The organism is Streptomyces sp. CB02980 (assembly GCF_014451325.2).
GTDB lineage: Bacteria > Actinomycetota > Actinomycetes > Streptomycetales > Streptomycetaceae > Streptomyces.
Map to the genome: position 1 here is coordinate 5,126 of NZ_JACSCH020000036.1, position 9,960 is coordinate 15,085.

Consider the following 9,960-nt stretch of genomic DNA (forward strand, 5'->3'; position numbering starts at 1 on the left):
TGTGCTTTTCGGTTTGGACGGTCGCGGTGACCTGATCGACCAGACCGCCTTCGCGCAAGTGGGACTGGTGGCGCTGGAGGTGGGCCTGTGGCGGGTTCTGTCCGAGAGTGGTGTGCGGGCGGATGTGCTGGTGGGGCATTCGGTCGGTGAGATCAGTGCGGCTGTGGCTGCGGGTGTGCTGAGTCTGTGTGACGCGGTGCGGCTGGCCTGTGTACGGGGCCGGCTGATGCAGGGGATGCCGGCCGGTGGGGTGATGGTGTCCGTTGCCGCTCCTGTCGAGGAGGTCCGGGAGCGGATCGCGGGCCTTGCCGGGGTGTGGGTGGCTGCGGTGAACGCGCCGGGGTCGGTCGTGCTGGCCGGTGAGGCGGATGCGGTACGCGGCGTGGTCGAGGGGCTGACCGCCGAGGGCGTGCGGACCCGCCCGCTGCCGGTCAGTCACGCCTTCCATACGCCGCTGATGGACCCGATGCTTGAGGACTTCTCCGCCGCCGTCGCCGACCTGTCCTTCGGGCCTGCGGAGATCCCGGTCGTCTCCACGGTGAGCGGAGAGATCGCGGGTGCCGACTTCGGCAGTGCCGCGTACTGGGTGGAGCATGTCCGGCGGCCGGTCCGGTTCGCCGAAGCGGTCGACAGGGCCCGGGAGTCGGGTGCGCGTGTGTGGGCGGAGGTCGGTCCGCAGCCGGCTCTGTCCGCCGCGATGGCCGAGCGTGCGGGCGAGGTCGTCGCGAGCTTCCTGCGGCGTGACCGTGACCAGGTCACGAGCGTGCTGACGGGTCTGTCCCGGCTGCATGTCCACGGGGTCGAGGTGGACTGGACCCCGTGGATTCCCCGGACGACGCGGCCGATGGAGCTGCCGACGTACGCCTTCCAGCGGCGCCGCTACTGGCTGGAGGCGTCGGCCCCCTCCGTAACAGAACCGGACGGTGACACCACTACGGCGGAGTTCTGGGACGCGGTCGAGCGCAACGACCTCGAAGCCCTGGGACTGGATGAGGACATCCGCTCCGACGCCGTGCTCCCGGCGCTTTCGGCATGGCGGCACGGCCACCAGGAGCGGCAGACACTCGCCGACTGGCGCTACCACGTCACCTGGAAGCCCCTGCCGGAGCCCACCGCCGCCGCGTCCCTGACCGGCACCTGGCTGGTCGTCGGCCATGACGCGGGCGCACTGGCGCCGTCGGCCGCCCTGGTCGAGAGCCTCGGGGCCCGGGCGGAAGTCCTGACCGTCGCACCCGGCACCGGGCGGGCCACGCTCGCCGCCCGGCTGCGCGCGGTGTCCGAGAACGCCGAGTCCCTCTCGGGTGTCCTGTCCGCCCTCGCACTCCCCGGCGGCGCCGCGCCCGGGGACTGGAACGCGACGGCCGACAGCCTGGCGCTGGTCCAGGCACTGGGCGATGCCGGGGTGACCGCCCCGCTGTGGTGCCTCACCGGCGGCGCGGTCGGCACCGACGGCGACGAGCCGGTACGCGCTCCCGAGGCCGCCGCGATGTGGGGTCTCGGCCGGGTCGCGGCCCTGGAACACCCCGATCGCTGGGGCGGCCTCATCGACCTGCCCGCAGACCCCGACGCCTCGGCGTACCAGCGCCTCGGACTCGTGCTGGCCGGAGTCACCGGTGAGGACCAGGTCGCCGTCCGCGCCACCAGGATGCTCGCCTGTCGTCTGCGCCGCGCCACGACCTCCACGCACGGCGACGACCCGGAGTGGTCGCCGGTCGGCAGCACCCTGATCACCGGCGGCACCGGCGCCCTCGGCGGCCATGTCGCCCGCCGACTGGCCGAGCGCGGCGCCGAGCACATCGTGCTGCTCAGCCGGCGGGGCCCGGACGCCCCGGGTGCCGAGGACCTCCGTCGGGACCTGGAGGCACTCGGCAGCCGGGTCACCCTGCGCGCCTGCGACATCAGCCGCCGCGCCGAGCTGGCCGAGGCGATCGCCGCCGTGCCTACCGCGTACCCCCTGAACACGGTGGTGCACGCGGCCGCCGTACTGGACGACGCCCCGCTGTCGGCGCTGACCGCCGAGCGGCTGTCCTCGGTGCTGGACGCCAAGGCGACCTCCGCGCGGTATCTGGACGAGCTGACGCGTGACCTGCCACTGGTGTCCTTCGTGCTGTTCTCCGCGTTCGGCGGGGTGCTCGGCAGCGCCGGCCAGGGCAACTACGCCGCGGCCAACGCCGTCCTGGACGCGCTGGCCGAGCAGCGCCGGGCCGCCGGGCTTCCAGCCACCGCGATCGCCTGGGGGGCATGGGCCGGTGACGGCATGGCCGCGCGGTCCGCGGCCACCGTGCTGCGGCTGCGGCGCACCGGTGCCCGGCCGATGGCGCCCGAACTCGCGCTCGCCGCCCTGGGCCGAGCGCTGGGGAGCGGCGAGACGAACGTGCTGGTGGCGGACGTCGACTGGTCCCGGTTCACGCCCGCGTACACCGCTGTACGGCCCAGCATGCTGCTGGCCGACCTGCCCGACGCACGCGGGGCCCTCGTTCCGAACGGCGCGCCCGCTGCCGACGGCGCGGGCCCCGCCCTGCCGGAGGCGGCACGGCGGCTGGCCGCCCTGTCCGGCTCCGAACGGCACACGGCCCTCCTCGACCTCGTCCGCGGCCAGGTCGCGGCGGTCCTGGGCCACGGCGACCCGACCGCGATCGGATCCGAACGCCCCTTCCGGGAGCTGGGCTTCGACTCGCTGACCGGACTTGAGCTGCGCAACCGGCTCACCGTGGCCACCGGTCTGACACTGCCGGCCACCCTGGTCTTCGACCACCCCACCGTCGGTCGGTTGACCGCGCGCATCGACACCGAACTGGGCGGGGCCGACAGCACACCGCAGACGCAGACGCAGGAGCGGGCGCGGGCGCAGGCGCAGGCGGACGGGCTCGGGCCTGCGGCACCCGGACCGGACAGCGACGAGCCGATCGCGATCGTGGCGGTCGCCTGCCGACTGCCCGGAGGGGTGCGCTCGCCCGAGGACCTGTGGACGCTGCTCGCGGACGGCGTCGACGCGATGAGCGAGTTCCCCACCGACCGCGGCTGGGACCTCTCCCGGCTGTACGCCCCCGAGACGGACGGGCCGGGCACCTCGTACGTCCGGCACGGCGGATTCCTGTCCGAAGCGGCCGAGTTCGACGCCGCGTTCTTCGGGATCAGCCCGCGTGAGGCGCTCGCGATGGACCCGCAGCAGCGCCAGCTCCTCGAAACGTCGTGGGAGGTGCTCGAACGCGCCGGGATCGACCCCCAGTCGCTGCGCGGCAGCCGTACCGGGGTGTTCGCCGGAACCAACGGCCAGGACTACGAGGCCCTGCTCACCGACGTGCCCGACGGCGAGGACTTCGCCGCCACCGGAAACGCGGCGAGCGTCCTGTCCGGGCGGGTGGCGTACGCGCTCGGCCTCGAAGGCCCCGCCGTGACCGTCGACACCGCCTGCTCGGCCTCCCTGGTCGGCATCCACCTGGCGAGCCAGGCACTGCGCCGCCAGGAGTGCTCTCTCGCCCTCGCGGGCGGCGTCACCGTGATGAGCACCCCCCGTGCGTTCGTCAGCTTCAGCCGTCAGCGCGGTCTGGCACCGGACGGCCGCTGCAAGCCGTTCTCGGCAGGCGCCGACGGCACCGCGTGGGGCGAGGGCGTGGCGGTCCTGCTCCTCGAACGGCTCTCCGACGCGCGCCGGAACGGCCATCCGGTGCTCGCCGTGGTCCGCGGCTCGGCGGTCAACCAGGACGGCGCGTCGAACGGTCTGACGGCGCCGAACGGCCCGTCCCAGCAGCGGGTGATCCGGGCGGCGCTGGCCGACGGCGCCCTGACGCCCGCTGACGTCGACGCGGTCGAGGCCCACGGTACGGGCACCGTCCTGGGTGACCCGATCGAGGCACAGGCCCTGATCGCCGCGTACGGAGACCGGCCGGCGGACCGTCCGCTGCGGATCGGCTCGATCAAGTCGAACATCGGCCACACCCAGGCCGCCGCCGGCGCCGCCGGTGTGATCAAGATGGTGCTCGCCCTGCGGCACGGACTGCTGCCGAGGACCCTGCACGCCGAGGAGGCGTCCCCATACGTCGACTGGTCGGCCGGCGAGGTGTCGCTGCTGACCGAGGCGGTGCCGTGGGACCGCGACGACCGCCCGCGCCGGGCCGGCGTCTCGTCGTTCGGCGTGAGCGGCACCAACGCCCACATCGTCATCGAGGAGGCCCCCGAACTCCCCGTATCCGAACCGCACATCGGGGAGGGGGCGCCCGGGCAGGCTGCGCCTCGGGAGACAGCGCCTGCGGACGCCCTGGCCGAGGGAGTACTGCCGGAAGAGGTACGGCGGGAGGAGATACGGCCGGGAGAAGCGCGGCCCGGAGAAGCGCGGCCGGGCGGGGTGCGGCCGGGAGAGACGCCGCCGACGGAGCCGCTGCCGATCCTGCTGTCCGCCCGCGACGACGCCACGGTCGCCGCCCAGGCCGCGCGGCTCCACGAGCACCTCACGGCCCACCCTGACCTGACCCTGCCCGACGTCGCCCACGCGCTGGCCACCTCCCGCGCCGCCCTGGAACACCGGGCCGTGGTCCTGGCCCCGGACCGGGACGAGCTGCTCGGCACGCTCGCCGCCCTCGCGGACGGCGCGCCCGCGCCCGCCGTCCTGCGCGGGGCGGCAGGCGAGGGCCGGGTCGCCGTGCTCTTCCCCGGCCAGGGCAGCCAGAGCGTCGGCATGGGCCGTGCGCTGTACGGCCGATACCCGGCCTTCGCCGCGTGCCTGGACGAGGTGTGCGCGGCGTTCGCCCCGGAACTGCAGCGGCCCCTGCTCGACGTACTGCACGCAGAGCCCGGCACCCCCGAAGCGGACCTGCTCGACCGGACCGAGTACACCCAACCCGCCCTGTTCGCGGTGGAGGCGGCGCTCTACCGGCTCCTCGAAGGATGGGGGCTGCGCCCCGACTACCTGCTCGGCCACTCCATCGGCGAGCTGACCGCCGCATACGTCGCCGGGGTGCTCACCCTGCCCGAGGCCGCGCGGCTCGTCGCCGCCCGTGGCCGCCTCATGCAGGCGCTGCCGGAGGGCGGCGCGATGCTCGCCGTGGCCCTGGCCCCCGAGGACCTGGCGCCGCTGCTCGACGGCCACCGGCACCGCGTCGACGTCGCGGCGGTGAACGGTCCCGCCGCCACGGTGCTGTCCGGCGACGAGGAAGCGGTCCTGGACATCGCCGCTCGATGCGCCGAACGCGGCGTCAAGCACCGGCGGTTGAACGTCAGCCACGCCTTCCACTCCAGTCGGATGGACGGCATGCTCGCCGACTTCGGCGACCTCGCGAGCGAACTGGACCTCGCCCCCGCACGGATCCCGATCGTCTCCAACGTGACCGGCACCGCGCTCACCGCCGACGAGGCCACCGCGCCGGAGTACTGGGTGCGGCACGTGCGGGAGACCGTCCGCTTCCACGACGGCATCCGCTGGCTGCACTCCCGTGGCGTCACCGTCTTCCTCGAACTCGGTCCGGACGGCGTGCTGTCCGCGATGGGCGCCGGATGCCTCCCCGACGCCGTGGACGAGGTCGCGTTCGTACCGACGCTGCGCCCCTCCTGGCCGGAGCCGCGCGCCGTCACCGCCGCACTCGCCGAACTGCACACCCGTGGCGTCCCGTTGGACTGGCCGACGATCGCGACGGGCTGGGGCGGCCGTCCCGTACCCCTGCCGACCTACCCGTTCCGGCGGCGGCGCTACTGGCCGGACGCCACCCCCGCCCCGGTGCCCGCGGCCGACCCGGCGGACACCCGCTTCTGGAACGCCGTGGCCCGGCAGGACATCACGTCGCTCACCGATGAGCTCGGCGTGACGGAGACGGCGCCGCTGCCCGAGCTGCTGCCCGCGCTGTCCGCGTGGCGCGAGCGCCGCCACACGGAATCCGCCGTCCAGGACTGGCGCTACCGGATCAGCTGGCGACGGCTGACCGACCTGCCCCGGCCCCGTCCCACCGGCACCTGGATCGTCGTCGCGCCGTCCGCGCCCGAGGCTGCGGCCGAGACGGCCGGCGTGCTCGCCGCGCTGGCCCGCTGCGGCGCGCAGGCCCAGCTGCTCACCGTCGGACCGGACACTGACACTGACACTGACACTGACACTGACACCGACACCGACACCGACACCGATGCCGGTACGGCACTGCGTGTCGCGCTCGCCGCGGCGGACGCCCCGCCGGCCGGGGTCCTGTCCCTGCTGGCCCTCGACGGGCGACCGCACCCCGGCCGCGCCGAACTGACCGCGGGCCTGACCGGAACCGTACGGCTGATCCAGACGCTCGCCGAGGTGGAAGCGGAAACGGAAGCGGAAGCCGAGCCCGGGGCCGGAGCCAGGACCGGGGCCGGCGCTGGGACCAGGCTGTGGTGCGTGACGCGCGGCGCGGTCGCCGCCGACCGCACCGCCCCCGTCACCGACCCCGCCCAGGCCCAGATCTGGGGCCTCGGCAGGGTCGCCGCCCTGGAGCACCCGCGGTGGTGGGGCGGGCTCGCCGATCTGCCCGCCGAGCCCGACGACACGGCGTACGACCGGCTCTGCGCCGTCGTCACCGGAGGAACCGGAGGAACCGGAGGCACCGGACATACGGGAGACACCGGTGAGGACCAGGTCGCCATCCGGCCCGCCGGCGTCCTCGGCCGGAGGCTGATCCGCGCCGCCGCCCCTGCCACCTCCTCCGACGGAGGCTGGCAGCCCCGAGGCACGGTCCTCATCACCGGCGGGACCGGCGGGATCGGCGCACACGTGGCCCGCCTGCTGGCCGCCGACGGCGCCGACCACCTGGTGCTCGTCAGCCGCTCCGGCGCCGACGGGCCCGAGGCGGCCCGTCTCGTGGCCGAGTTGGGGACCCGGGTGACCGTCGCCGCCTGCGACGTCACCGACCGCCGCGCGGTCGCCGAGCTCGTCGCCCGCGTGGCCGCCGAGGGCCACCCGATCCGCTCCGTACTGCACGCCGCGGGGATCAGCCGCCACGCGCCCCTCGCGGACACCACCCCGGACGAGATCGCGGACACCCTGGCCGCGAAGACGAGGGGCGCCGCCGTCCTGCACGAGGCGTTCGCCGACACCGAGCTGGACGCGTTCGTGCTCTTCTCGTCCATCGCGGGCGTCTGGGGCAGCGGCGGCCAGGCCGCGTACGCGGCGGCCAACGCCTACCTCGACGCCCTCGCCGAACACCGCCGGGCCCGGGGGCTCCCCGCCACCTCGGTGGCGTGGGGAGCCTGGGCGGGCGTCGGCATGGCCACCGTCGGCGACGCAGCCGAGCGGCTGCGCCGTCGCGGGATCACCGTGATGGACCCGGACCGCGCCGTCGCCGCCCTGCGCCGCGCCGTCGCCGAGGACGAACCCCAGGTCACCGTCGCCGACGTGGACTGGGACCGGTTCGTCCCCCTCTTCACCGGAGCCCGCCCGAGCCGGCTCCTCGCCGAACTCCCGGAGGCGGCGGACCTTCTCACCGACGCGAACGTCGATCCCGCGCCGGTGCCGGACGGCCTCGGCCGCCGGGTGGCCGCACTGCCGGAGGCCGACGGCACCCGACTGCTGCTGGACCTCGTGCGTGCCGAAGCCGCCGCGGTCCTCGGTCACGCAGACTCGGACGAGGTCGACGCCGACCGGGCCTTCCGCGGTCTCGGCTTCGACTCGCTCACCTCGGTCCAGCTCCGCGACCGGCTGGCCGTCGCTCTCGGCACGCCGCTGCCCGCCACCCTCGTGTTCGACCACCCCAGCCCCGCCGTCCTGGCCGGGCACCTGCGTGACACGCTCCTCGGCCTGCGGCCGGAGCGGTCGCGGGGCGGTCCGTCCGGCCAGGGCGGCCAGAGCGGGCTTGTGCGGTCCGCCGACAGCGACGATCCGATCGTCGTCGTCGGAATGGGCTGCCGCTTCCCCGGCCGGGTGGAATCCCCGGAGGAGTTGTGGGACCTGGTCGCCGCCGGTGGTGACGCGATCTCGGGATTCCCGACGGACCGGGGCTGGGACCTCGACGCCCTGTACGACCCGGACCCCGAGCGCAGCGGCACCTCCTACGCCCGTGAGGGCGGCTTCCTCGCGGACGCGGGCGAGTTCGACGCGGGCTTCTTCGGGATCAGTCCCCGTGAGGCGCTGGCCATGGATCCGCAGCAGCGGCTGCTCCTCGAGGTGACCTGGGAGGCACTGGAGCGCGCGGGGATCGCTCCCGACTCGCTGCGCACCAGCCCGACCGGTGTGTTCATGGGCACCAGCGGCCAGGACTACATGTCCCTGCCGGCCGACGCGAGCAGCGAGGGCTACTTCCTGACCGGGAACGCGGCGAGCGTGGTGTCGGGCCGGCTTGCGTACGTGTTCGGGCTTGAGGGCCCGGCGGTGACGGTGGACACGGCGTGTTCGTCGTCCCTTGTGGCGATGCACCTCGCGGCGCAGGCACTGCGGGCGGGCGAATGCTCGCTGGCGCTGGCCGGCGGCGCGACGGTGATGTCGACACCCGCCGGATTCGTGGAGTTCAGCCGCCAGCGCGGCCTGGCCCCCGACGGCCGCTGCAAGCCCTTCGCCACTGCGGCGGACGGTACCGGCTGGGCCGAGGGCGCGGGCGTACTCCTCCTTGAGCGGTTGTCGGACGCTCGCCGCAACGGCCATCGGGTGCTCGGGGTGCTGCGGGGTTCGGCCGTCAACCAGGACGGTGCCTCGAACGGCCTGACGGCTCCGAACGGTCCGTCGCAGCAGCGGGTCATCCGGCAGGCGCTGGCGAATGCCGGTCTGACCGCCGGCGAGGTGGACGTGGTGGAGGGACACGGGACCGGTACGAGGCTGGGCGACCCGATCGAGGCGCAGGCGCTCCTTGCGACGTATGGCCAGGACCGGCCGGAGGGCCGTCCGCTGTGGCTGGGGTCGGTGAAGTCGAACATCGGGCACACGCAGGCTGCCGCGGGTGTGGCCGGCGTGATCAAGATGCTGATGGCCATGCGGCACGGGCAGCTGCCCGGAACGCTGCATGTCGATGAACCGTCGTCGCACGTGGACTGGTCGACGGGTGACGTACGCCTGCTGACGCAGGCACTGCCCTGGTCCGGTGAGGGAGGTCCGCGACGGGCGGGCGTGTCCTCGTTCGGAGTCAGCGGCACCAACGCCCACCTGATCCTTGAGGAGCCGCCGGCCACCGAGCCTTCTGCTGCTGAGCCTGTGGCGGCGACGCCGGAGTTGCCGACGCCGGAGATACCGACGCTGGGGATGCCGGGGCCGGTGCCGTGGCTGGTGTCGGGTCGTGGGGACGCGGGTCTGCGCGGGCAGGCGGCGCGCCTTGCTGAGTTCGTCCGCGAGCGTGAGGGCGCCGACGTCTCCGGCGTGGCTTCCGTGTTGGCAGGCCGTACGGCGTGGGACGACCGTGCGGTGGTCGTGGGTACGGATGCCGCGGAGTTGGTTGCGAGTCTTGATGCGCTGGCCGAGGGCGTTCCGGCTGAGGGCTTGGTGACCGGTTCGCCGGTGACGGGGAAGACGGCGGTGCTGTTCACCGGCCAGGGGTCGCAGTTCGCCGGGATGGGTGCGGAGCTGTATGAGCGGTTCGAGGCGTTCGCCGGTGTGGTGGACGAGGTGTGTGCGGTGGCGGATGAGTTGTTGCCGGAGCCGTTGCGTCCTGTGCTCTTCGGTTTGGACGGTCGTGGTGACCTGATCGACCAGACGGTGTTCGCTCAGGTCGGTCTGGTGGCGCTGGAGGTGGGCCTGTGGCGGGTTCTGGTCGAGAGCGGTGTTCGGGCGGATGTGCTGGTGGGGCATTCGGTCGGTGAGATCAGTGCGGCTGTGGCTGCGGGCGTGCTGAGTCTGTGTGACGCGGTGCGGCTGGCCTGTGTACGGGGCCGGCTGATGCAGGGGATGCCGGCCGGTGGGGTGATGGTGTCCGTGGCTGCGCCTGTGGAGGAGGTCCGGGAGCGGATCGCGGGCCTTGCCGGTGTGTGGGTGGCTGCGGTGAACGCGCCGGGGTCGGTCGTGCTGGCCGGTGAGGCGGATGCCGTACGTGGTGT

1 protein-coding gene is annotated in these 9,960 nt (G+C 74.2%); it reads left to right on the forward strand.

The window, feature by feature from the left end; genetic code table 11:
- On the forward strand, positions 1-9,960 hold a 9,960-nt coding region (locus E0F75_RS39075; RefSeq protein ID WP_229315801.1), incomplete at both ends, for a type I polyketide synthase.